The sequence below is a fragment of the Millionella massiliensis genome, from assembly GCF_900104655.1.
Lineage (GTDB): Bacteria > Bacteroidota > Bacteroidia > Bacteroidales > Rikenellaceae > Rikenella > Rikenella massiliensis.
This window is the reverse complement of sequence record NZ_FNWD01000002.1, coordinates 1,946,856-1,968,818: the sequence shown is the minus strand read 5'-3', so window position 1 is coordinate 1,968,818 and position 21,963 is coordinate 1,946,856. Positions and strand designations below refer to the sequence as shown.

Annotated in this window: 18 protein-coding genes; 1 reads left to right on the top strand and 17 read right to left on the bottom strand. The window is 56.8% G+C overall.

What is annotated here, in order from left to right; all coding sequences use genetic code 11:
- Positions 1-52 precede the first annotated feature (52 nt).
- The 9 genes from BQ5379_RS07620 to BQ5379_RS07575 all read right to left on the bottom strand — a co-directional run bounded on the left by BQ5379_RS07620 (position 53) and on the right by BQ5379_RS07575 (position 10,704).
- Positions 53-1,594 carry an Rne/Rng family ribonuclease gene (locus tag BQ5379_RS07620; RefSeq protein WP_071134883.1) on the bottom strand — a complete coding sequence of 514 codons (1,542 nt, stop codon included), beginning with the start codon at positions 1,592-1,594 and terminating at the stop codon, positions 53-55.
- 415 nt (positions 1,595-2,009) lie between these two features.
- Entirely contained in the window at positions 2,010-2,300 is a 291-nt protein-coding gene (locus BQ5379_RS07615; protein WP_071134882.1) for an HU family DNA-binding protein, read from the bottom strand.
- 89 nt (positions 2,301-2,389) lie between these two features.
- Entirely contained in the window at positions 2,390-2,890 is a 501-nt protein-coding gene (gene folK, locus BQ5379_RS07610) for a 2-amino-4-hydroxy-6-hydroxymethyldihydropteridine diphosphokinase (RefSeq protein WP_071134881.1), read from the bottom strand.
- A 3-nt stretch (positions 2,891-2,893) separates the two neighbouring features.
- Positions 2,894-4,030: an aspartate aminotransferase family protein gene (locus tag BQ5379_RS07605; protein WP_071134880.1), complete on the bottom strand. Its 1,137-nt coding sequence runs from the start codon at positions 4,028-4,030 to the stop codon at positions 2,894-2,896.
- Positions 4,031-4,200: 170 nt separating this feature from the next.
- Positions 4,201-5,202: an N-acetyl-gamma-glutamyl-phosphate reductase gene (gene argC, locus BQ5379_RS07600; protein ID WP_071134879.1), complete on the bottom strand. Its 1,002-nt coding sequence runs from the start codon at positions 5,200-5,202 to the stop codon at positions 4,201-4,203.
- Positions 5,203-5,694: 492 nt separating this feature from the next.
- Positions 5,695-6,909, bottom strand: a complete 1,215-nt coding sequence (locus BQ5379_RS07595) for an argininosuccinate synthase (RefSeq protein WP_071134878.1) — start codon at positions 6,907-6,909, stop codon at positions 5,695-5,697.
- A 22-nt stretch (positions 6,910-6,931) separates the two neighbouring features.
- Positions 6,932-7,528 (bottom strand): N-acetyltransferase, encoded by a 597-nt coding sequence (locus BQ5379_RS07590; RefSeq protein ID WP_071134877.1) that lies wholly within the window; start codon positions 7,526-7,528, stop codon positions 6,932-6,934.
- Positions 7,529-8,479: 951 nt separating this feature from the next.
- A complete protein-coding gene (locus BQ5379_RS07580) occupies positions 8,480-9,706 on the bottom strand; it encodes a 6-bladed beta-propeller (RefSeq protein ID WP_083377651.1) in 1,227 nt (408 codons plus the stop codon).
- Between the two features lie 386 nt (positions 9,707-10,092).
- Positions 10,093-10,704, bottom strand: coding sequence for a ribonuclease HII (locus BQ5379_RS07575; RefSeq protein WP_071134874.1), 612 nt, complete (start codon positions 10,702-10,704; stop codon positions 10,093-10,095).
- Positions 10,705-10,894: 190 nt separating this feature from the next.
- On the opposite strand from BQ5379_RS07575, the gene BQ5379_RS07570 reads away from it, so the two are divergent.
- Positions 10,895-11,377: a GtrA family protein gene (locus tag BQ5379_RS07570; protein ID WP_071134873.1), complete on the top strand. Its 483-nt coding sequence runs from the start codon at positions 10,895-10,897 to the stop codon at positions 11,375-11,377.
- Here BQ5379_RS07570 and queG read toward each other — a convergent pair.
- The 8 genes from queG to rpoN form a co-directional block, all read right to left on the bottom strand.
- Positions 11,374-12,306, bottom strand: a complete 933-nt coding sequence (gene queG / locus BQ5379_RS07565) for a tRNA epoxyqueuosine(34) reductase QueG (protein WP_071134872.1) — start codon at positions 12,304-12,306, stop codon at positions 11,374-11,376. The genes BQ5379_RS07570 and queG overlap by 4 nt on opposite strands.
- A gap of 377 nt (positions 12,307-12,683) precedes the next feature.
- A complete protein-coding gene (locus BQ5379_RS07560; protein ID WP_071134871.1) occupies positions 12,684-13,226 on the bottom strand; it encodes a TlpA family protein disulfide reductase in 543 nt (180 codons plus the stop codon).
- A 200-nt stretch (positions 13,227-13,426) separates the two neighbouring features.
- Positions 13,427-14,503 (bottom strand): TlpA family protein disulfide reductase, encoded by a 1,077-nt coding sequence (locus tag BQ5379_RS07555; protein ID WP_205408197.1) that lies wholly within the window; start codon positions 14,501-14,503, stop codon positions 13,427-13,429.
- 81 nt (positions 14,504-14,584) lie between these two features.
- Complete coding sequence (tyrS, locus tag BQ5379_RS07550; protein ID WP_071134869.1) at positions 14,585-15,871, bottom strand: tyrosine--tRNA ligase; 1,287 nt, start codon at positions 15,869-15,871, stop codon at positions 14,585-14,587.
- Between the two features lie 185 nt (positions 15,872-16,056).
- Positions 16,057-17,547 carry an MBOAT family O-acyltransferase gene (locus BQ5379_RS07545; RefSeq protein WP_071134868.1) on the bottom strand — a complete coding sequence of 497 codons (1,491 nt, stop codon included), beginning with the start codon at positions 17,545-17,547 and terminating at the stop codon, positions 16,057-16,059.
- Positions 17,528-18,829 carry a GDSL-type esterase/lipase family protein gene (locus BQ5379_RS07540; protein WP_143039419.1) on the bottom strand — a complete coding sequence of 434 codons (1,302 nt, stop codon included), beginning with the start codon at positions 18,827-18,829 and terminating at the stop codon, positions 17,528-17,530. Before BQ5379_RS07540 ends, BQ5379_RS07545 begins: the two co-directional genes overlap by 20 nt.
- A 67-nt stretch (positions 18,830-18,896) precedes the next feature.
- Complete coding sequence (locus BQ5379_RS07535; RefSeq protein WP_071134866.1) at positions 18,897-20,378, bottom strand: SGNH/GDSL hydrolase family protein; 1,482 nt, start codon at positions 20,376-20,378, stop codon at positions 18,897-18,899.
- Positions 20,379-20,536: 158 nt separating this feature from the next.
- The gene (gene rpoN / locus BQ5379_RS07530) at positions 20,537-21,955 is read right to left on the bottom strand and encodes an RNA polymerase factor sigma-54 (protein WP_071134865.1); all 1,419 of its coding nucleotides are present in this window, start codon (positions 21,953-21,955) and stop codon (positions 20,537-20,539) included.
- Positions 21,956-21,963: the final 8 nt, after the last annotated feature.

The following is a 21,963-nucleotide window of genomic DNA, read 5'->3' as shown; positions in this document are numbered from 1 at the left end:
GTCAACAGCTCCGCACACCGGTGCCGGCAGCTTTTGTCCCGTGCGCTCCGGTTTAGATCGCGTCGCCGAGCGCGTTGTAGAATTTGTAGTCGATCATGCCCAGCGAATCGTTGGGGATGACTTTGACGACGGCCCCGTATTTCATACACCATTTGAGGCGTTTGCTGATGAGTCCGCGGTTGATGTATGCGGCCACGTAGGGGTGGACGTGGATTTTGAGCAGTTTGTAGTGTTTCTCGCGCACGTAATAGGCCACCTGGTTTTCGATCTGTGCGTCAAGCAACACCGAGGGGGCGATTTCGCCCGTCCCGTGGCAGGTGGGACACTTTTCGTTGATGACGATCTGCGTTTCGGGCCGCACGCGCTGACGGGTGATCTGCATCAGCCCGAACTTCGTCAGCGGCAGGATGTTGTGTTTGGCCCGGTCGTTGGCCATCGCCTTGCGCATGGCCTCGAGCACGGCGTTGCGGTTCTGAGCCGTATGCAGGTCGATGAAGTCGATGACGATGATCCCGCCCATGTCTTTGAGCCGGAGCTGGCGGGCGATCTCGGGCACGGCATTCAGGTTGCACTCCAGGGCATTCGCCTCCTGGGTTTCGTCGCTTTTGGCACGTTTGCCACTGTTGACGTCGATCACGTGCAGGGCTTCGGTATGTTCGACGATCAGATAGGCCCCGCGTTTGAAGACGACGGTGCGCCCGAAGAGCTGTTTGATCTGTTTGGTGACGTCGAACTGATCGAAGATGGGGATATTCCCCTTGTACATTTTGACGATCTTCTCGGCTTCGGGTTCGATGGCCGAGATATATTCTTTCACCTCGTGGAAGATCTGTTCGTTGTCCACGTGGATGTGGGTGAAGGAGTCGTTGAGCAGGTCACGGAGGATGGTGGTCGTGCGGCTCTCTTCGCTCAGGAGCAGGTGGGGCGGCTGAGCCTGTTGCAGGGCCGAGAGGACGCCTTCCCATTTGGCGATCAGGCTGATGATGTCGGACTCGATGTCTTCGGCCGTTTTTCCTTCGGCGGCCGTACGGACAATGGCACCGTAGTTGCGGGGCAGGATCCCTTCGACGATGGCCTTAAGGCGTCGTTTCTCCTCGTTGGATCGGATCTTCTGCGATATGTGCACCTTGTTGGAGAGGGGGATCAGCACCAGATGGCGTCCGGCGATGGAGATATCGCTGGTGATGCGGGGTCCCTTGGTCGAGATCGGCTCTTTGGCAATCTGGACAATGATGTTTTGTCCGCTGGTGAGTACGTTGGCGATTTTGCCTTCTTTACCCAGATCGTTTTGGAGACGGAAGGAGGAGAAATCGATCTTCTGATGTTTTCCGTTGACCTGCTTGACGATTTCGTTCAGGGTTGGGAATGCGCTTCCGAGGTCGAGGTAGTGCAGGAAGGCATCCTTCTGGTACCCGACATCGACGAAAGCGGCGTTCAGCCCTCCCATCACTTTATGGACTCTCCCGAGGTAGATATCGCCGACGGTGAACGAGCTCTTGGTTTTCTCCCGGTTGAGTTCCACGAGCTGGCCGTCTTCCAACAGGGCGATGTCAATCTCGGTGCCTGTGGAGTGGATTACTAACTCTTTTGTCATTTCGTATTCGCTGAGTATATAGAACGCACGGAACGGTTACGGAAGTATGCCGTGCGAGAGGATCGGATAAAATAAAACCTAAAGACCGCCGCGCATGTGTGTTCGGGGACTTTAGGTTTTTGAGTAAGGTTTCCGGGGCGCCCATCGAGCGGCGGGATTGCCGGCGGCGCCCCCCGGAAAGATCTACCTATTTTTTCTTTTTATGACGGTCCTTGCGAAGACGTTTCTTACGCTTGTGGGTAGATATTTTGTGCCGTTTTCTTTTTTTTCCGCTAGGCATAACTACGAGGAATTAAGGGTTTGACAATCGGGTTAACTATTCTGTGGCGCTCTCCCGCCGGAGTGGATTCGGTCTCTTCCGCTCGAGACGGAGGCCGGCCGATACCGGAACCGAGGGGGAGAAAACGTCGTTTACTTATTTCTCGATCGATTTGGCTTTCACTTCGCCGGCAAAAGTTTTGGAAGGTTTGAAAGCCGGGATGTTGTGAGCCGGGATGGTGATGGTGGTGTTTTTCGAGATATTACGGGCAACTTTCTGTGCACGGCGTTTGATGATAAAGCTACCGAAGCCGCGCAAATAGACGTTGTTACCGGCCATCATGGTCTCCTTGATGTTTTCCATGAAGGATTCCACCACTTGTTGCACCTGAACTTTCTCGATGCCTGTGTTCTTCGCGATTTCGTTGACGATATCTGCTTTTGTCATGACGAGTGTCGTTAATGTTTATTTGTGTGATTACTATTCTTTTACGTGCAAATGGATTGCAAATATAGGGCAAATTATTGAGAATCGCCTCATAAAAGTGAATTAAATAAATCTTTCAGGCTGATTTTCAGAGCCGGATGCACGAATTCGGGCCATATTTCGGCCGCCGGTTCCACCGCGAAACGGCGCTCCGGGAACCGCGGGTGGGGAACAACAAGTTGCTCCGTATCAATCACTTCCGAATCAAAGAACAGGATATCGATATCGATCGTGCGCGACCGGTAGAGGCGTTCGCCGCCGGGTGCGTACTCCGAGTCGTGCACCGGGCGTCCTAACTCCCGTTCGATCTGTTGGATAGCCTCCAGCACCCCGAAAGCCGACAGACCGGTACGGGCAACGACGGCCTGATTCAGGAAGGAGAACTGACGCTCGCCGGCCGCAAAGGTTCCCCAGGGTTCGGTCTCGTACTCCCGCGACACGGCGACCAGCGGGCCGACCGTCTCGCCGATACGCAACCGGGCGGCTGCGAATACAGCCGCCCGGTCACCGAGGTTGCTGCCCAGAAGCAGCATCACCTGATGCGATTCCATACCTTACTTGGTCAACAACTTGTTCAGCGAAGTCAGCAGACGATCGCAGTTTTCCTTACTGATGTTGAGTGCCGGAAGCAACCGGAAGGTATTCTTGTTGGACGAAGAGCCCACAAAGATATGCTCGTCGAAGAGGAGTTTCTTGCGGAACGGAGCGCTCTCTTCGTTGAGTTCCACACCGATCATCAGCCCTTTGCCGCGAACCTCCTTGATGTTGGGCAGTTTTTTCAGCTCGCCCAGCAGGTAGTCCCCCATCTGTTTGGCGTGATCGATCAGATTGTCCTGCACCATCACCTCCGTCACGGCCAGAGCCGCAGCGCAGGCGAGGTGGTTGCCGCCGAAGGTCGTACCGAGCATGCCGTATTTGGGAGCGATGTGCGGTGCGATCGACAGGGCCGCAACGGGGAACCCGTTCCCGATCCCTTTGGCCATGGTATAGATGTCGGCATTGACACCGGCCCAGTCGTGCGAGTAGTATTTCCCGGTACGTCCGCAGCCACACTGCACGCCGTCGGCGATATAGACGGCACCGTACTGGTCGCAGAGCGAGCGGATCTTGCGCAGGTAATTGTCCGAAGCGATCCGGATGCCGCCCACGCCCTGAATCCCCTCCAGGATCACGGCAGCAATCTCGTTCCCCTCTTTGGCGAAGAGGTTTTCGAGTTCCTGCTCGTCGTTCAGCGTCACGAAGATCACGTTATCGGTACGGTTCACCGGTGCGACGATATTGGGGTTGTCCGTAGCCGCAACGGCCAGCGACGTACGGCCGTGGAACGAGCCGTGCATGGCGACGATTTTCTTGCGGCCGGTATGGAACGACGCCAGTTTCATGGCATTTTCGTTGGCCTCGGCCCCCGAGTTGCACATGAAGAGCTGGTAATCGTCATGTCCCGAGAGTTTGCCCAGTTTGTCGGCCAACTCTTGCTGTGCGCTAATTCTTACCGAGTTGGAGTAGAATCCGACTTTCCGGATCTGCTCCGTCAGACGTTCCACATAGTGCGGATGCGTGTGACCGATCGAGATCACCGCATGACCACCGTAGAAATCCAGGTATTCCTGTCCTTTTTCGTCCCACACCGTGGAACCCAGCGCTTTGACGATCTCGATGTCGTAAAGCGGATATACATCAAAAAGTTTCATGGTCGTTTCAGTTAATTCAGTTTACAGGTACGGAAGCGAGGCAGTTACAGCCCACTGGGAGTGCGGCACGCACCGCCTGCCCGGCGTGAGGGCAGTTCCGTACCGGAGCTGTGAACGTTGTTCCGCAAAAGCGAGCTCCGTCACACGGAGACTCTCCTCACGGAATTGTTTTAGAAAGCCGCCGGTTTCAACCGCAGTCCGGCAGTTTCCGGCAGTCCGCACATGAGGTTCATGTTCTGCACCGCCTGTCCCGACGCACCCTTCAGCAGGTTGTCGATCACCGACATAATCAGCAGTTTGCCTTCGTGTACGGTCAGGTGGACCAGACATTTGTTGGTATTGACCACCTGTTTGAGAGAGATCGGTTTGTCGCTCACATGCGTGAAGGCCGCCGTGGCGTAAAACTCCTTATAGATACGCTGTGCATCTTCAAGCGTCCCTTCGAAGTCGGTATAGACCGAAGCGATGATCCCGCGGGTGAAGTCGCCGCGGTAAGGGATGAAGTTCACAGCCCCGTCGAAAGCGGGTTCGAACGAGCGGATCATCTGCCCCACTTCGCGCAGGTGCTGGTGTTCGAAGACCTTGTAGGTGGAGAGGTTGTTGGCGCGCCACGAGAAGTGCGAGGTGGAGGCGAGTTTCTGCCCGGCACCGGTCGAACCGGTCGTTGCCGAGATATGCACGTCGCCCTTGACCAGCCCGTTGGCTGCGAGCGGCAGCAGAGCCAGTTGCAGACAGGTTGCGAAACACCCGGGATTGGCGATGTTGCCGGCCGATTTGATTTTGTCCCGGTTCTGTTCGGGCAGGCCGTAGACGAACTCGTGGCCGTCGATGGCCGTATCGGGCGCAATGCGGAAATCCTGCGAGAGGTCGATGATATGAACCTCGGGAGCGATATGATTGGCTTCGAGGAATTTTCGTGCGTCGCCGTGGCCTACGCAGAGGAACATCACATCGACCTGCGGGAGCTGATCGATGGGGGTATCGACAAATCGCATGTCGGTATCGCCCAGCAGATCGGCGTGCACGTCGCTGATGAGGTTTCCGCCGTTGGAGTTACTGTGGACGTAAACGAGATCGACATACGGGTGGTTAATCAGCAGCCGGACGGCTTCGCCGCCGGTGTATCCGGCACCGCCGATAATGCCGACTTTGATGGTTTTCGTTTCGTTCATGGTAGCAGACTATTTTGGTCGTGCGATTATTTTCAATGGTTGTGTGAATGTGCGGTCGGGTCGAAAAGTCAGGGGACACCGTGCTTGGGGTTTGTAACCGGGATGGCCGGGGGAGCGCTGCGCGCTCGGGAGGGCTCGTGCGACCGGGTAACCTCGGAACCTGTATGAGACCGGGCCGTATCGGGCGGCCGGAGAGATCTCCGCAAACGGTGCACCGATCGTCTTCGTCCACATGCCCGTGGGATGAGGAACAGGGACGGGAAGCTTTGCGTCTGAATGAGAAATTCAACATTCTGAACCTGGGTTCAAAATGTTGAATTTCACTAAGATGAGGAGATTTACCGAGTGAGGGTCGAATCCGGGTTCGGGTTCGGACTTCCGCACTGCGACGGTATCTTCGCACCTCCGCCTGGGACTGCCCTGCGCGGGCGGCGTCCGGGTGACCCCGGCGGGACGCGAGATGCTGCGCATCTCTGACTTTTCAAATAACCGTTATTTTTCGATTTCGTCCGGATTGACTGCGTAGTAAATAGCGTTCTGGTTGCCGAAGATCTTACCGAAACCTTTCACATCGTCCGAGGTCCAGTTGCTCATGGTTTCGCCATAAGCGCCGAACTTGTTGGACATCAGGTCGTGTTCCGATTTGATGCCGACCACTACGAAGCGGTAGGGCAGCAGATCCACATACACGTCGCCGGTCACGTTGCGCTGCGAGCTTTCGAGGAAAGCTTCCATATCGCGCATCACCGGATCGTAGTACTGTCCTTCGTGGAGGTAGTTCCCGTAGAAGGCCGAGAGCTGGTCCTTCCAGAAGAGCTGCCATTTGGCGAGGACGTGTTTTTCGAGCATGTGGTGCGATTTGATGATGATCATCGGCGCAGCGGCTTCGAAACCTACGCGGCCTTTGATACCGATGATGGTGTCGCCCACGTGCATGTCACGGCCGATGGCATACGGAGCGGCAATGTGCTGCAGGTCCTGGATGGCTTTGACCTTATCGTCGTAGTGCTGTCCGTCGATGCCGACCAGTTCACCTTTTTCGAAGGTCAGCGTGATGCGTTTTGCGGGAGCGTCGTGAGCCACCTTCAGCTGCGAAGGGTAGGCCTCTTCGGGAAGGGTTTCGCTCGAGGTGAGGGTCTCTTTCCCGCCGACCGAGGTACCCCAGATACCCTGGTTGATAGAGTATTCGGCTTTCTTGAAGTCGAAATCGACGCCGTGCGAACGGAGGTAGTTGATCTCTTCTTCGCGCGAGAGGCGTTTTTCACGGATCAGGGCGATCACTTCGATTTCCGGAGCGATGATGTTGAAGATCATGTCGAAGCGCACCTGGTCGTTACCCGCCCCGGTCGAGCCGTGGCAGAGGTAATCGGCACCGATCTGTTTAGCATATTTGGCAATGGCCGTAGCCTGCGAGATGCGTTCGGAGCTGACCGAAATCGGATAGGTGCTGTTTTTGAGCACGTTACCGAAGATCATGTATTTGATGCTCTGCTCGTAGTAGGTGTGCGACACGTCGAGACGGACGTAGCTTTTCACGCCGAGAGCCAGGGCACGTTTTTCGATTTTGTCGAGTTCCTCTTTCGAGAAACCACCGGTATCAGCCAGGGCAGCATAAACTTCGAGCCCTTTTTCTTTGGCCAGATAGATTGCGCAATAGGATGTGTCCAGACCGCCGCTGAAGGCGAGTACAACTTTTTTCTTTTCCATGGGTCGGGAGTTTATGAAGGGCTTATTTCAGGTAATCGGGTTTGGGAAGGTCGTCGGGCCACGGAACGCGGATTTTGTCGACGGCCGGGTCAAACAGCATGGCGGTGCAGAGGCAGTTTTTGTGCTGTTTGCTCTGGAGGATGGGGAAGTTGACGCAGCTTTCGCACCCTTTCCAGAAGGTTTCGTCGTCGGTCAGTTCGCCGAAGATCACGGGTCGGTATCCGAGTTCGTTGTTGATCTTCATGACGGGGAGACCGGTGGTCAGCCCGAAGAGTTTTGCCCCCGGGAACTTGATCAGCGAAAGGAAGAAGGTTTTGGTTTTAATAGCTTTGGCCAGCCCCAGCTTGCGGAATTCCGGATTGATAATGAGTCCGGAGTTCGCTACGTAGGAGCTATGCCCCCAGCTTTCGATGTAGCTGAATCCAGCCCAGCGTCCGTCTTTGTGGAAAGCCACGACAGCTTTACCTTCACGCATTTTAGACGCTACGTACTCGGGTGTACGTTTGGCGATGCCGGTACCGCGAGCTTTGGCGGACTCGGCCATCTCGGTGCAAATTTCCTGAGCAAATTTGGTATGCTCTTCGGTTGCAACGAGGACATCAAAATCATCGATTGTCATCTTGTTTGCAAGATTTATATGGAAAGTATCAGTTATTTGTCCGGTGGGAAGAGAGAGTGTGTGTCTGTCTTGTTTGGTATGACAGGGCACAATGAGAGCGTTCCTCTGTCATATCGCAGGCCGCGCACGAGGGGGCGGGCAGGCACTTGGCAGGGGAACTATCGTCGTCGTCGCAGAGAGAGTGCGGAAGTTTTCACGATTGTTCTCAGTATCCGGTTTTCAGAATAACGGTGCAAAGATATAAAAAAATTATCGAAACTGATCAATAAATATCTTTACGCGGCTGAAAGTAAAACAGGACTCCTGTAAGGGAGTCCCGTTCAAAACATGCGGCAGCGGTGCTTCTACTCGTCGGGAAGCAGGTCGAACCGCACAAGCCTACACGGGCCGACACCTCCCTTCACCGATCATATTCCAAGCGGACACGGCATCATCGTAAGTCAATGTTTTTAGGGCGAGCGGGACAGAGGATTATTCCTGTGCAGACAATACGGAGCGTATATATAGTAATCGTAAGTTCTTTCGGCAGAACAGTCGACCGGATAATACGGCAACTCGAAAGTTCGGGAAGGAGCGATATACAGCATATAATGCGGCTGCATGGTAACCGGAAACTCCACATCGGGCATCTCGTCCGTCTGTATAAATATTTTGCGTTTGACCTGAACGGAAGCGATAGATGCCAGGAAATAGCGCTTGTTCGAAAAATTACCTACAATTATTGTATTTCGAGCGATTTCGGGATATTCGTCCAAGTTGATCAGTTCTTTGTTGATACATCCCGCGCACATGCCTTCGTCTATATACAGGATCAACGCGCTCGAATCGATCAGGCTTTCCCGCACGAACACCTGCTCTCCAAAGGCGTCTTCGGGAACGGGCGGGACGTGCCGCAACTCCAGAGCGACAAAATCCCCAAGGCTATAATCGGGATTCGTTGTATGGGCGGAATTATCGGAGCATAAACAAAACCGGATTGTCGCCCTCTTCAAGTTGCAGCAGGCGATTTTTGACTTCCTGCGGGAGTTTATCGCTTCGGGCGATCCGTTGTTTGTCTTTTTCGGAAGGTGTCCCGTACCAGATGGCGTATAACGTCCCCAACTCGTCGCACCCGACCAGGGCGATATCGTCGAGCGGACCCGTATTCAATATATCCCACGTAATATAATCCGAATGATAAGACTGACCGCTTTCTTTGTCATAGAGCATGAAAAAAGAGGAGGAACGAAAGTCGTTTTTGACGTCGGTATCCGGATTTTGTCTCATCCCGCTGACGGCTATCCACCGCGCGTTCTCGAACAGACGGGCGACAAGCATATATTCGCCTTTTAGGAAAGTTTCGCCCAGCTGCTTCAGCATCTGCTCCCGATCGCCGGACTCGGACAAAATCCGGCGGGCCTCTTTTTCCGCCTCTCGCTGGCCATCACCGAAATCGAGGTAATAAAGCGGTTTTCGATTCTGAATATCGGTCGCGTCGTAAATCGTATCGTTCATATGGTAATAGAGCACCCTCCCACCCCATAGTGAAAGAGGACGCGTCCCTTCCGAAGCCAACGGGTCGGAGGCAGATGCACTGCGACGAATGGCGAATGTCCGAGCATCGACCTCCAGCAGGTCGCTGTTTTCAGGGAAAGTACCGTCGTGAAAAACGATGCAGGTCGAATCGTCCGTGCGGACAACCTGACGGTTGTAATAGTAAGGCTGCTGTTGCTGTATGGTCGAGAGATAATTTCCATCCGTATCGAATATCATGTACTTTCCTTGCCCAACCATAAGTACCCATGCATTCGAATCCGGAGCTGCGACAAAATCCCCTAAATAGGTATACTCCTGCGGACCGTGTCCGATCCGATCGATGGCATGGATAAATTGACCGGTCGTATCGAAACAGAGCAGGTTTACCCGACTGCTCATCTGATTCAACAGGAACAAGCGATCCCCCGATCGTTTGAGGTCTTTCACCCAAATCCCAATCAAAGAGCTGTCCGACGTTTGCAACGGAACGACACCGATTTCCGGGAACAATTCCGAAACAGTCGCTTTCTTTTGGGTCATCCCATCGATAACAGGAATGTCATTCTTAACCTGCACTTTGTTTTGGCAAGCCATGAACAAAATGCAACACAATGTTCCGAAAATTCCGTTTCTCATGGAATACAGGTGTAAAAATCGTGACATAGGATAATCTTTATGTAATTATCGTATTCAATCTGCCAGTAAAAACGCAGGGTACTGTTCCGGAGAGAACCGTACGGAGTCCCTGTAAATCGATGCATTACATTTGTCGAGCTATATCAACTTATCGTCAATCTCGATATCTTCATTACATGGGGGTCTCCGCGAGAAGCTCGATATGGGCCCGCATCAAATCGGAGGCTTATTCCTTCGTTTAAGCCATTAAGAAAAACGCCGGACGGACGATCACAAGCGTTTCACTCGCTATCCGCATCTCGTTTCATGTGTTGTTTATTCATTTATATATCTAAAAATACAAAAATCTCTATTATCCATATTCTCTTCAAAACACAAGAATCAAAGATTTTCAATACAATGAATATCTATCCCTACTCCTCCGGGACCAGGAACCGCCGACAAAAAGTGCGTCGGTGGTAGGGCGACAACCCGTACCGCGCCACCGCCTCGCGATGTTCCGCCGTGGGGTAGCCCTTGTTGCGGTCCCAGCCATACATCGGGAACTCCTCGTGCAGACGCAGCATATAGTCGTCCCGGTAGGTTTTGGCCAGCACCGATGCCGCCGCGATGGGAGCCAGTTTTGCATCTCCCTTGACGATACACTCATACGGGATAATCAGCGTTCCCGGACGGAAGCGGTTTCCATCCACCAGCAGCCGTTCCACCTCCACACCCGCCGGCAACCGCTCCTGCAACCGGGCAAAGGCCCGCCGCATGGCCCGGAACGACGCATTCAGGATGTTGATTTCGTCAATTTCGGCCGCCGACACCTCTCCCACGCCCCACGCCACCGCCTCACGCTCAATCACCTCGCGCAAAGCATACCGGTCACGTTCGCTCATCTTTTTCGAATCATTGAGCCGTTCGTCGCAAAAATCAGCGGGCAGCAGCACCGCCCCGGCAAATACCGATCCGGCCAGCGGTCCCCGACCGGCCTCGTCGAGACCGACCTCAGCCCCGCCGTACAAACTCATCTCCAACATAATATCACATTTATGGTATGAATCTCCAATCATTTTTCGGAGCGAGCCACCTCACCCCCCGTTCGTTTCGCCACTCCACACGCCATTCCCCATATTTTTCGGGAGCGCACCCCCCGTCCACCACCCACAGCCGTCCACATACACCCTTCCCCATCGCCACGGAGAGCCGAAAAAAACGTACCTTTGCGCCATGCGTAACCTGTTCATCCGACTGACAGACTTTTTCTACATCCGGCCCCTGCGGAGATTCATTCCCCAGGAGACCTTCCGTTACGCCTTTGTCGGCGGGATGAACCTCGGTTTCAACGCCATTCTTTACTGGTTCTGCTACAACTTCGTGCTCGGCCAGCAGGACACCGATTTCGGGTTCGTCGTCATTTCGGCACCGATTCTGGCGTTCCTCATCACCTTCGTCATCACCTTCTTCACCGGGTTCTATCTGGCCCGCAACGTCGCGTTCGGACACTCCCGCGTCCACGGAGCCAAGCAACTCTTCCGCTACGCACAGGTCGTCGCGGTCAATATCGGCATCAACTACTTCGGGTTGCGACTGCTCGTCCGCGGACTGAATATCTACCCCTCGGTCGCCAACGTGATGATCCAGATCGTGACGGTCATCTTCAGCTACCTCGCCCAGCGGTTCTACACCTTCCGCACCCACCGCAGCGCCTAAAGCGAACTTTTGATCTTCTCCAGCCCCGCCCGCAGCAGCGGACTTCCGGCAAACAGCGTCTCGAACTCCGTCTCCGTCATCCGGCTCCACTGTTCGGCCGAGAGACACATCCGTTCCGGCCGTGCCTCCAGACCGGCCCCGTCCGGCATGAGCGGAATCTGCGAACGGTTGTTGTAGGGACACACCTCCATACACCGGTCGCAACCGAAGATACGCCCCTCCAGCCGCGGCCGGATATCGGGTTCCACCTCCCCGCGACGTTCGATCGTCTGGTACGAGATGCAGCGGCGGGCATCCACCACATGCGGCGCGACAATCGCCCCCGTGGGACAGGCATCCATGCAGCGGTGGCAGCTGCCACACCCATCCGTTACGGGGACCGGCAGCACGTCGTCCTGGCCCGGCGGCACATCGAGCAACAATAATCCGATCAGTGTAAAACTACCCAAACGGGGGTGAATCAGCATCGCGCTCCGCCCGATCCACCCGAGCCCGGCACGCACAGCCCAGGCCCGTTCGAAGGCCGGTGCACTGTCCACCACCGCCCTGCCCTTCACATCCCGGTAACCGTCGTACTGCCGGATGGCCTCCAGCAATCGGCGGAGGTTCCGTTTGAGGATGTCGTGATAGTCGTCGCTCCAGGCGAAACGGGCGATTCGCGGGAGGTGTTCCTCCTGGCACACTTCGGGCGGCCGGCGATACGAAGTCAGCGTAACGACGACGCTCTGAACGGCCGGAAAGAGTCGGCGCAGGTCATGGCGATAGTCGGCCGACCGGCCGAGATACTCCATCTCGGCGGCATACCCCTTTCCGAGCCACCGGACGAAACGCTCCTGTTCCTCGCGAAGCAGGGCGAATGCGACCGTGCCTGCGGCCGAGAAGCCGCAGGCACGGTACTGTTGTTCGACGATTTCAGCGAGTCGTTGCATACGAGATGGGGAAAATAGAATGTCCGGGTTGCACCAGCCCGACCGGCATCCTTAGGGATGGGGATCGGCCGAGCATCGGCAGAAAATCAGAGTACGAAGACTGCGTGGCGTCTTCCGGAAAACCGACAGTAAATACCGGTTGGGGGGATTATCAAAGAGATCGCTGTTTGACCGAGCTCTCGAGAGCGACTGTTTTTAGCCACGAGCAGCCGTCGCGGGCTCTTCCTGGCTGAGCAGGATGCGTAATGACGAGGGTCTCTTGCGGGGGAAGAGCGTCTGGAACCGTCTCTTACGGGGAGGCCGTCTGGAACCGTCCCTTTCTTGTAAGAAAGGGACCCAAAGAACTTTCCGGCGGATACTACGCATCCTAAAGACCGCTATTCGACGGGGGCGAAATAGGGCTGCATCTCCGACTGGAAGCGTTCCAGTTTAAAGCCGCTCCACATCTTGACGATCTTACCCTCTTCGGGTTCGACCAGCACGAAGGTGGGGAAGAGGCCGATGCCGTACGGTACCGCAGCGCCATCCTTCAGCAGTTGGCCGTCGGAGAGGTTGGGCCACTCGAACGGTTTCTTGTACTGATACATCTCCATCCACCCGTCGTGGTTATCGCTCAGCATGACCCCCACCACCGAGAGTTTGTCGGCATACTTCTTGGCATACTTGGCCACTTCGGGGAACGCGGCGTGGCACCGGGGACAGTTCGAGGTCCAGAACAGCACCAGCAGATACTTCCCGTCCTGCCCCACATAGTCGGCCAGATAGGTATAGTTTCCTTCGGTGTCATGCACCTCGACATCATAGAGTTTGTCGCCCACTTTGACCTTACCGTCGGGGTCCTGAGCGGCAGCCGGCGCCATGCCCAGCCAGCACAGCAGCCCGGCCATCAGGGGAATGAAGAATTTTCTTTTCAGCATCATCGGTTTTGTATTTATTGGGTTAGTGTTTTGTTTTTGTCAACGGTTCAGTCGATGGGGTAGCCATCGAGAGCGGCCAACAGGCACTCCGTAGAGTCGATTCCCGAGGGCCGTCGCCGGGAGGAGAGACCAGGTTCACCAACGGGAGCCCTGCATTGCACAGGTAGCGGACAAGCACCCGCCCTGCACGTGCCGGAGACAGATTACTGCTCTTTCTCCAAATAAGGGTCGATCAGCCGATCCTGGAAATCTCCTTCACCCGGATACCAGCGTTCAACAATCTTACCCTGCGGATCGATCAGGATATAGGTCGGCATAACATCCGTGCGATACAACACGCCGGCTCCGGCAAAGGTTCCCAGTCCGTCCGCAATATGTACCCACGGCAACTTCTGCTGCGCCACGACGCTTTTCCACAATTCGGGATTGACATCGAGATTGACTCCGACGATCTCCAACCGGTTTTTGTAACGGTCATAAATCTCTTTCAGTTTCGGGAAAGCGGCATAACAGCCTCCGCATCCTACGCCCCAAAAATCCAGCAACACATATTTGCCTTTACCGACCCAGTCCGACAGCCGGCAGGCCGCACCGGTCGTATCCGTTCCAGCAAAATCGGCATACGGTTCTCCGACCTGCGGTACATGGGGCGGATCGAGTGCCACGGCGATGGCGCGTCCCTCCAGCCGATTCCGGTTTTCAGGCGTGAGACGGTCGTAGACCCATTGCAAACGTTCATGCGGCACAGCTCCCACCCGGACATAGAAGGACAAGTCGTCCAACATCGCGCAGGAGTTCGGATATTTCGTATAGAGCGGCCACAGCCGTTCGACCTGGACACGCCACACCGAGTCACGATATTTCCAATACCCCTCCTCCGTGCTCATCAGGGCATCCAGGTCGGACATATCCACAGCCTGGAGCTCCGCTTCCACAGCCTGTTCGGGTTCATTGCTGACCACAGTCCATTCGCCGTCGGCTGCGCCCTCGATGCGCAGGCGGGTCGTGTCCGAGACCCAAAGCGTATTGCAACCTCGTCCGTTCGAGGCCCGTACCGACATCATCACCATTTCGTCGGCAGGCAGCGTTCCCGCAAACGAAAAACGACCGTTCCGAATCGTATCCGTTTGAAAACTGCGGCCGGTATTCCCCCAGTATCGCGAAATATACACAGACACCGTATCTTTCTCGGCGACCCCGCGAATATTTCCTTCGACCTTCCAGGCCGATGCCGAACCGGCAGCCAACAGCGCCGAGACAGTCAGTAATAAACGTTTCACCATGGCAATCGAGAATTCAGGGAGACGAAAAAAGGGACTCTCCTTTCGGATCGTCCCTTCAAAATTATAAAATCCCGCCGGTTATTTTGCAATAATCAGGAAGTAATTCTTCTTTCCTTTCTGAACAAGCAGGAATTTGCCGGAGATCAGGTCGGCTTCGGTGACCTTCTGTTCCGGGTCGGCCACCTTGGTGCCGTCGAGCGAGATGCCCCCGCCCTGGATCAACCGGCGGAGTTCTCCCTTCGAGGCGAACAAGGCCGCCTTTTCGGTGCACAGGGCCGAGAACGGTACGCCTGCTTCCAGATCGGCTTTGGCGATTTCGAACTGCGGCACCCCTTCGAACACTTCGAGGATGGTCCGTTCGTCGGCCGCTTTCAGCGCCTCGGCCCCGCCGCCGAACAGGATCGAGCTGGCAGCCACGGCACGTTCGTAGTCCTCGCGCGAGTGGATCATCACGGTCACCTCTTCGGCCAGTTTCTTCTGCAGTTTGCGCAGGTGGGGAGCTTCGCGGTGTTCGGCAATCAGCTGTTCGATGGTTTCGCGGTCGAGCAGCGTGAATATTTTGATATAGCGTTCAGCATCCTCGTCGCTCACGTTCACCCAGAACTGGTAGAACTTGTAGGGCGAGGTGTAACGCGGGTCGAGCCATACGTTGCCGCTTTCGGTCTTGCCGAATTTGGTACCGTCGGCCTTTTTGATCAGCGGACAGGTCAGGGCGAAGGCTTCGCCACCCGCCTTGCGACGGATCAGTTCGGTCCCGGTGGTGATGTTGCCCCACTGGTCGGAGCCGCCCAGCTGAAGTTTGCAGTTTTTGGTTTCGTAGAGGGTCAGGAAGTCGAAGCCCTGAACCAACTGGTAGGTAAACTCGGTGAAAGACATCCCTTCGCCCTCGCCGTTGAAGCGTTTCTTGACGGAGTCTTTGGCCATCATGTAGTTGACGGTGATGAGTTTCCCAATGTCGCGGATGAAGCCCAGGAAGGTCTGTTCCTTCATCCAGTCGTAGTTGTTGACCATCTCGGCCGCGTTGGGCGCGGTGCTGTCGAAGTCGATCAGTTTGGAGAGCTGTGCCTTGATGGCGGCCTGGTTGTGACGCAGGGTGGGTTCGTCGAGCAGGTTGCGTTCGAGCGATTTGCCGCTGGGGTCGCCGATCATGCCGGTCGCACCGCCGACCAGTGCGATGGGCTTATGGCCGCAGCGCTGGAAGTGCTTGAGCATCATCACGCCGACCAGGTGGCCGATATGCAGTGAATCGGCCGTGGGGTCGATCCCCAGGTAGGCCGTGGTCATCTCTTTTTTCAGTTGTTCGGCGGTTCCGGGCATCATGTCGTGAATCATGCCCCGCCAGGTCAGTTCCTCGATAAAATCCATCGGTGGTTTCGTTTTTTTGTTTGCAAAGATAACCTTATTTCCTCATATCGCGTCGTTTTGTGGTCCGGTGAAGTCTCCGGAACGGCAAAATTCGGACAGAAGACGAAAAGTCCCGCACCCAGCGAAACGGGGAAACGGCAAGATCCGCCCGGTCGGGCTTTACGCCCCCGAGCGGCAGTCGGGCGTTAGAACTGGAAGTAGATGAAGGGCTGTACGTCCCCGTTGCGCATCTGCATGATCAGCCAGATCAGGGCGGTCATCATCACGGCATAGAGCACGATGGGCATCCGCTGGACGAGCCGCATCGTTCCGGCCTCGACCCGTGCGCTGGCAAAGTGGAGCACATAGCCCACCGCCATGAGCAGAACCACCCATCGGTAACCGGCCACGAAGTCGAAGAAGATTTCGGGATGGAACGCCGTGAATATCTGCGAGAAGACCTGCCCGGCGATCTCCATCGACGGGGCGCGGAAGAAGACCCACGTGGCGCAGACGAAGCTGAACGTCAGCAGGATTCCGACCACCCGCCGGCCTCGAGACATCTGCATCCCAAGCGGCCGGAAGCTGCTGGGGAAACGACCCATGGTCCATTTGTGGAGCGCGAGCGCGGCTCCGTGCAGCCCGCCCCAGACGATGAACCGCATGGCGGCGCCATGCCACAGCCCGCCGAGCAGCATGGTCAGCATCAGGTTCAGGTAGGTGCGGAGTTTGCCGCGCCGGTTACCGCCGAGCGAGATGTAGAGATAATCCTTGAGCCAGCTCGACAGGGAGATGTGCCAGCGGCGCCAGAATTCGGTGATGGTGGCCGATTTGTAGGGCGAGTCGAAGTTGGCGTTGAATCGGAAGCCCAGCAGCAGGGCGATCCCGATGGCCATGTCGGAATAGCCCGAGAAGTCGCAGTAGATCTGAAGGGCATAGCCCAGTACCCCCATCAGGTTTTCGAGACCGGTATAGAGCATCGGGTTGTCGAAGATGCGGTCCACGAAATTGAGGCTGATGAAGTCCGAGATCACGGCCTTTTTGAAGAGCCCGCAGAAGATCAGCCAGAAGCCTTCGCCGAACTGTGCGCGGCTGACGATCACCGGCCGCTGGTGGATCTGGGGGATGAAGTCGCGGGCACGGACAATCGGGCCGGCCACCAGCTGCGGGAAGAAGGAGATGTAGAAGAGGTAGTCGATCCAGCGGCGTAGGGGCTGCATTCGTCCCCGGTAGAGGTCGATGATGTAGCTCATCGACTGGAAGGTGAAGAACGAGATACCGATCGGCAGGAAGATATTTTTGAATTCGAGCGGGTCGGCCAGGAAGCTGTTGACGATCTCGATCAGGAAGTTGGTGTACTTGAAGTAGCCCAGCATCCCGAGGTTGATGCAGACGCTGAGGGTGACCCACGCCCGGCGCGAGGTGCGCGTTGCGGATCGGACAATGGCGCGTCCGATGAGGAAGTCGCTCGTGGCGGTGAACATCAGCAGCAGGAAGAAGATGCCGCTGGTCTTGTAGTAGAAGTAGAGCGAGAACAGCGTGACGTAGACGATGCGCAGCGTCACGGTCCGCCGCATGAACCCGTAGAAGAGGGTGAAGCCCAGAAACAGGAACAGAAAGAGGCCGCTGGTGAAGAGCAGCGGTTCTTCGGGGTTGTATTTCAGCAGTTCGATCAGGTTACTGAGCTGTTCGACCATAGCCTAAGAATCCGTTGTAAAGTGCGTTATAGATCAGGAGGCCCTGCACACGGTACCCCTCCTCGGTATAGTGAATGCGGTCACGCGCCATCAGGTCGTACTCGGCCCATTTTCGGGCCGAACCGATTCCGCCGGTGGCGGCATATACGTCGATAAAGGCGACCCCCTTGTCCTGCGCATAGCGTTTGAGGGTACGACTGACGCGGTCGAAGTTGGCGTTGGGCTCACCGCGTTTGAAAGCCTGTGCCGGAGCGGTCAGCAGCACCGAAGCCTGCGGATTGGCCGCCCGCAGCGCGCTGACGAAACGGTCAATCTCACGGTAGAAGACCTCGTCGTTGAAGTTGTTTCCGGCCGCCTCGTTCGACCCCATCGAGAGGATGAACAGGTCGGGTTCGAGGGCCGTGGTCTGCTGCGGCACGTCGGTCTGACGGCCCCAGTGCAGATAACAGGCGCTGTTGACCCCCAGAGCGTGGTACAGCACGCCGTCGCGTCCGTTCTCAAGCGAGAAGCCGAAGATCGGCCCCCGGGCGAACTGTCCATCGGCATAGGTGTAGAGCTCCAGCGAATCGACCGTGGCCACCAGGTCGATGTCGGTATTGAAGTCGTAGATGATGTCGGGCGCCCCCAGACCGGCCGAGAGGCTGTCGTCGGCCTCGATGATCGGGGCATACTTGTCGTGGAAGACGCGGACGCGGTTGAAACCGTAGTCGAGCGTATCTTCCGTATGGAGCGTGCAGAGCAGGAGCCGGTTGTCGGCCGTGGAGCTTTGCAGCGAGAGTCCGCTGATGCCGATCGGCAGGCTGGGCCGGGCATTGACCACGCGGCTGGCCGACCACTCGCCACTCTTGCCGCGGACAGCACGAATCGCATAATCGCGGGGTTCGTTGCTTCCGCCCAGTTTGTGGGGAACGATCATGCCGCGCCCCGCGTTGCCGAAACGGGCATGCAGGTGGCGCATGATGACGTCGGTGAGGAATCCGGCCTGAATGTGCGAGTCACCGAAGTGAACGACGTTGACCCTCCGCGGTCCGTCGGACGGAAGGGTGTCGGCCGGCGCCCTGCGGAGGCTGTCGAGCCAGCAGAGCTTGGCGTAGAACGGGTCGAGATTCCGGGCCGGGTCGTAAACGGTGTCGGCCGTCTGGTTGACGAACGGATAGGCGGCCAGAAACAGCGAATCGGAGGGTATCGTTTCGCTGTCGTTCTGGGGAGTCCGGTTCTCGGCCGCACAACTGCTGCAGGCGACCATCACGGCCAGTATCGTATATGTCAGGTATCTAATCACGTTTCACGTTTAGGGGGCATGGCTGCCGGCAGGTCGCTCCGGCACAAACAGGCACATTCCCGGTTTCTTACTTCTGTTCTCCGGTGACGGCTTCGAACAGGGCGGTCGCGATTTTCCGTCCCCCCCGGGCCGAGATGTGGGTATAGTCCTTGGCCGCCCATCCGTTCTTCACGAAGGTTCCCATCCCTCCGGCGGCCCGCATGGCCTCGTAGGTGTTCCAGAAAAGCACGCCGCAGTCCTGGGCCACCCGTTCCTGTTCGGCCACCATCGCCCGGATGCCGGGCATGGTCACAAACTGCCCGTTCTCCTGCGTGGCGCGGTCGCCGACGCTCATCACCAGAATCGCCACGCCGGGGAAACACTGCTGGATGTGGTTCACCACCTGGATCATCTGTTTCCGGTAGGCGGAATAGTCGGTCACCTCGCTGGAGACCACGTTCAGCCCGTACTGGAGGATAATCAGGTCGTAGGGCGAGAGTTCGCCGAACTGCTCGCTGAGCACGGGACTGATGCGTCCCATGACCGGTCCGGCATTGCCGCGCACCGAGAAGTTGTCGACGCAGACGCCGGTCGGATTTTCGAGATAGACGCCATAGGCGGTGAAACCCTCCACGTTGCTGACCTGGTAACGGATCGAGCGGAAATCGCCGTCAAGCTGGATCTCCTGCAGGGTCTCCCGGGGTTCGGTTTCGAACAGCTGTTCCTGCTCGCCGTTGATCGTCACGCGGATCGTCGAGCGTCCCTGGCTGATAAAGAGCAGACGGGCGCGGCTGAACCGGTCCAGATGGGGCCGGCCGGCCGAAGCCTTGTATTCGACATAGCTGTCTTCCGAGGGGGTGAAGTTGAAGGCCGAGATCGTGAACTGGCCGCCCTCCTTGCTGTTGACGATCGAGTGTTGTTTCCAGTCGCCGAACTTGTGGCCGACGGTCTGCCGGAATCCGGCCACCTGCGAGGTGATCGGCACGAAACCGACCCCGCCGCCGCCATATTTGTCCTGCATCAGTTCGCGGAAGTCGGAGGTCAGCAGGTCGCCCTCGATGAAGGAGTCGCCCATGAATCCGATCCGCACGGGACGCTGCATCTGGGTCGCACGTCCGAGTTGTGCCACGAATCCGCTCAACATGTCTCCGGCGGGCGAGTAGTCCCGGATCGGAATACGGCCACCGCTGCTGACGGGTTCGACCGGTTCGCGGCGCACGGGTTGCGGAGCGAGGGTATCGTTTCCGGCGAGCGAATCTTCGACCAGCCGCGGGTCGGGCTCGACGAAGATCGTGCTGACGGCCTGCGTGCTGTCGCCGGCAGCCGAGGCCAGCGTATCGGGTTCGACGACCGAACCGACGGTATAACCGCCGCGCGTTTCGCCGGCACCGTATTCGGCATCGAGCAGGTCGAGTTGTTCCACCGAATTGCCCTGTTGCAGGTCGGCCAGGATGTTGACCGGCTTGAGTCCGACACTGCGCAGCGTTTCGGCGGGAAGGTATCGCAATCCGAGCATCATCAGGACAACCAGCAGGGTTAGTCCGAAAGTGTAACGGATATAATTTTTCATATTTCGATTATCCCGGGCAAATTGCTGCAAAAGTAGCTAATTTAATCGGGGTTCGACGCTCGTTCCCTGTAATTTGAACCGAATCGAACATAAAAAAGGGCTGCTCCGCCCGAACGGGGAGCAGCCCTGTCAGATTTCGTCCCGAAACAGCACGGAAATCACAGCTCCTTGCGCAGACGCGAAGCGGCGATGCCGAGCATTTCGCGGTACTTGGCCACGGTGCGCCGTGCGATTTTGTAACCTTTGGCGGTGAGCGTATCCATCAGGGCCTCGTCGGTGAGCGGATCGCGTTTGTCTTCGTGGGCGATGGCCTCGGCCAGGATGCGTTTGATCTCACGGGTGGAGACCTCCTCGCCACTGTCGGTGGGCAGCCCTTCGGAGAAGAAGTACTTGAGCTGGAAGATGCCGAAATGGGTCTGTATGTATTTGCTGTTGACCACGCGCGAGATGGTGGAGATATCGAACCCGGTGGCGTCGGCAATATCCTTCAGGATCATCGGCCGCAGTTTGGATTCGTCGCCGTCGATGAAGTACTCCTGTTGGAAGTGGAGGATGGCGCGCATGGTCTTCATCAGGGTCTCCTGCCGCTGCTTGATGGCGGAGATGAACCACTTGGCCGATTCGATCTTCTGACGGATAAATTGCAGGGCCTCCTTGTCGGCTTCAGTAGGTTTTCCGCTGTTCATCGCCTTTTCGGCCATCCGCAGGTAGCTGCTGTTGATCCGCAGGTCGGGCACGTTGCGCGAGGCGAGCTGCAGGTCGAAAGCGCCGTTGTTGTAGTCAAGGATAAAGTCGGGGATGATGTTGGGCGAGGCGGCCGAACTTTCGTCCGTATAGCCGTTGGTGGGCTTGGGGTTCAGACGCATGATCTCGTCGAGGGCGGCGCGGAACTGCTCTTCGGTGACCCCCAGCCGCCGGATCATCCGTTCGTAGTGTTTCTTGACGAAGGCGTCGTAGTAGTCGGTCAGGATCGTGATGGCGAGTTTCACGGCGGGGCTCTGGTTACGGAGGGCCCGCAGCTGGATGACGAGGCATTCGCCGAGGTCGCGTGCGCCGATACCGGCCGGGTCGAGGGTCTGGATAATCCCGATCACGCGGTCGATCTCCTCGTCGGTCACCTCCAGCCCCTGCGTGAAGGCCAGGTCGTCGGCAATGGAAGCGGTCGGACGCCGCAGATAGCCGTCGTCGTCGAGGGTGCCGATCACGAAACGCGCAATGGTCATTTCGCGGTCGCTGAGGTGGTGGTAGGAGAGCTGTTCGAGCAGGAAGTCCTGCAACGAAAGACCCTGCGAGAGGGTGGGCGAACGTTGTTCGTCGTCCTTGGAGGCGTTGTTGACCTTCAGTTTATAGGATGAGGCGTTCTCTTCGTTACGGATGTAGTCTTCGAGGGTCAGTCCCGTTTCGTCGGGATCGGTTTCGTGCTCCTCCTCTTCGAGGACGGGGTTCTCTTCGATCTCCTGTTTGACACGCTGTTCGAGTTGCAGGGTGGGCAGTTCCAGCAGTTTGATTCCCTGTATCTGCTGGGGCGAGAGCCGTTGCTGCAGTTTCTGTTCTAGACTTTGACTAATGGACGCCATGGCGGGGA

Coding starts and splice junctions, on each gene's coding strand:
- BQ5379_RS07580 (WP_083377651.1), bottom strand. CDS start 9,706: ATGTCACGATTTTTACACCTGTATTCCATGAGAAACGGAATTTTCGGA.
- BQ5379_RS07560 (WP_071134871.1), bottom strand. CDS start 13,226: ATGATGCTGAAAAGAAAATTCTTCATTCCCCTGATGGCCGGGCTGCTG.
- tyrS (WP_071134869.1), bottom strand. CDS start 15,871: ATGGATTTTATCGAGGAACTGACCTGGCGGGGCATGATTCACGACATG.
- argC (WP_071134879.1), bottom strand. CDS start 5,202: ATGAACGAAACGAAAACCATCAAAGTCGGCATTATCGGCGGTGCCGGA.
- BQ5379_RS07545 (WP_071134868.1), bottom strand. CDS start 17,547: ATGGTCGAACAGCTCAGTAACCTGATCGAACTGCTGAAATACAACCCC.
- BQ5379_RS07595 (WP_071134878.1), bottom strand. CDS start 6,909: ATGGAAAAGAAAAAAGTTGTACTCGCCTTCAGCGGCGGTCTGGACACA.
- folK (WP_071134881.1), bottom strand. CDS start 2,890: ATGGAATCGCATCAGGTGATGCTGCTTCTGGGCAGCAACCTCGGTGAC.
- BQ5379_RS07615 (WP_071134882.1), bottom strand. CDS start 2,300: ATGACAAAAGCAGATATCGTCAACGAAATCGCGAAGAACACAGGCATC.
- BQ5379_RS07620 (WP_071134883.1), bottom strand. CDS start 1,594: ATGACAAAAGAGTTAGTAATCCACTCCACAGGCACCGAGATTGACATC.
- BQ5379_RS07570 (WP_071134873.1), top strand. CDS start 10,895: ATGCGTAACCTGTTCATCCGACTGACAGACTTTTTCTACATCCGGCCC.
- BQ5379_RS07535 (WP_071134866.1), bottom strand. CDS start 20,378: ATGAAAAATTATATCCGTTACACTTTCGGACTAACCCTGCTGGTTGTC.
- BQ5379_RS07575 (WP_071134874.1), bottom strand. CDS start 10,704: ATGTTGGAGATGAGTTTGTACGGCGGGGCTGAGGTCGGTCTCGACGAG.
- BQ5379_RS07605 (WP_071134880.1), bottom strand. CDS start 4,030: ATGAAACTTTTTGATGTATATCCGCTTTACGACATCGAGATCGTCAAA.
- queG (WP_071134872.1), bottom strand. CDS start 12,306: ATGCAACGACTCGCTGAAATCGTCGAACAACAGTACCGTGCCTGCGGC.
- rpoN (WP_071134865.1), bottom strand. CDS start 21,955: ATGGCGTCCATTAGTCAAAGTCTAGAACAGAAACTGCAGCAACGGCTC.
- BQ5379_RS07590 (WP_071134877.1), bottom strand. CDS start 7,528: ATGACAATCGATGATTTTGATGTCCTCGTTGCAACCGAAGAGCATACC.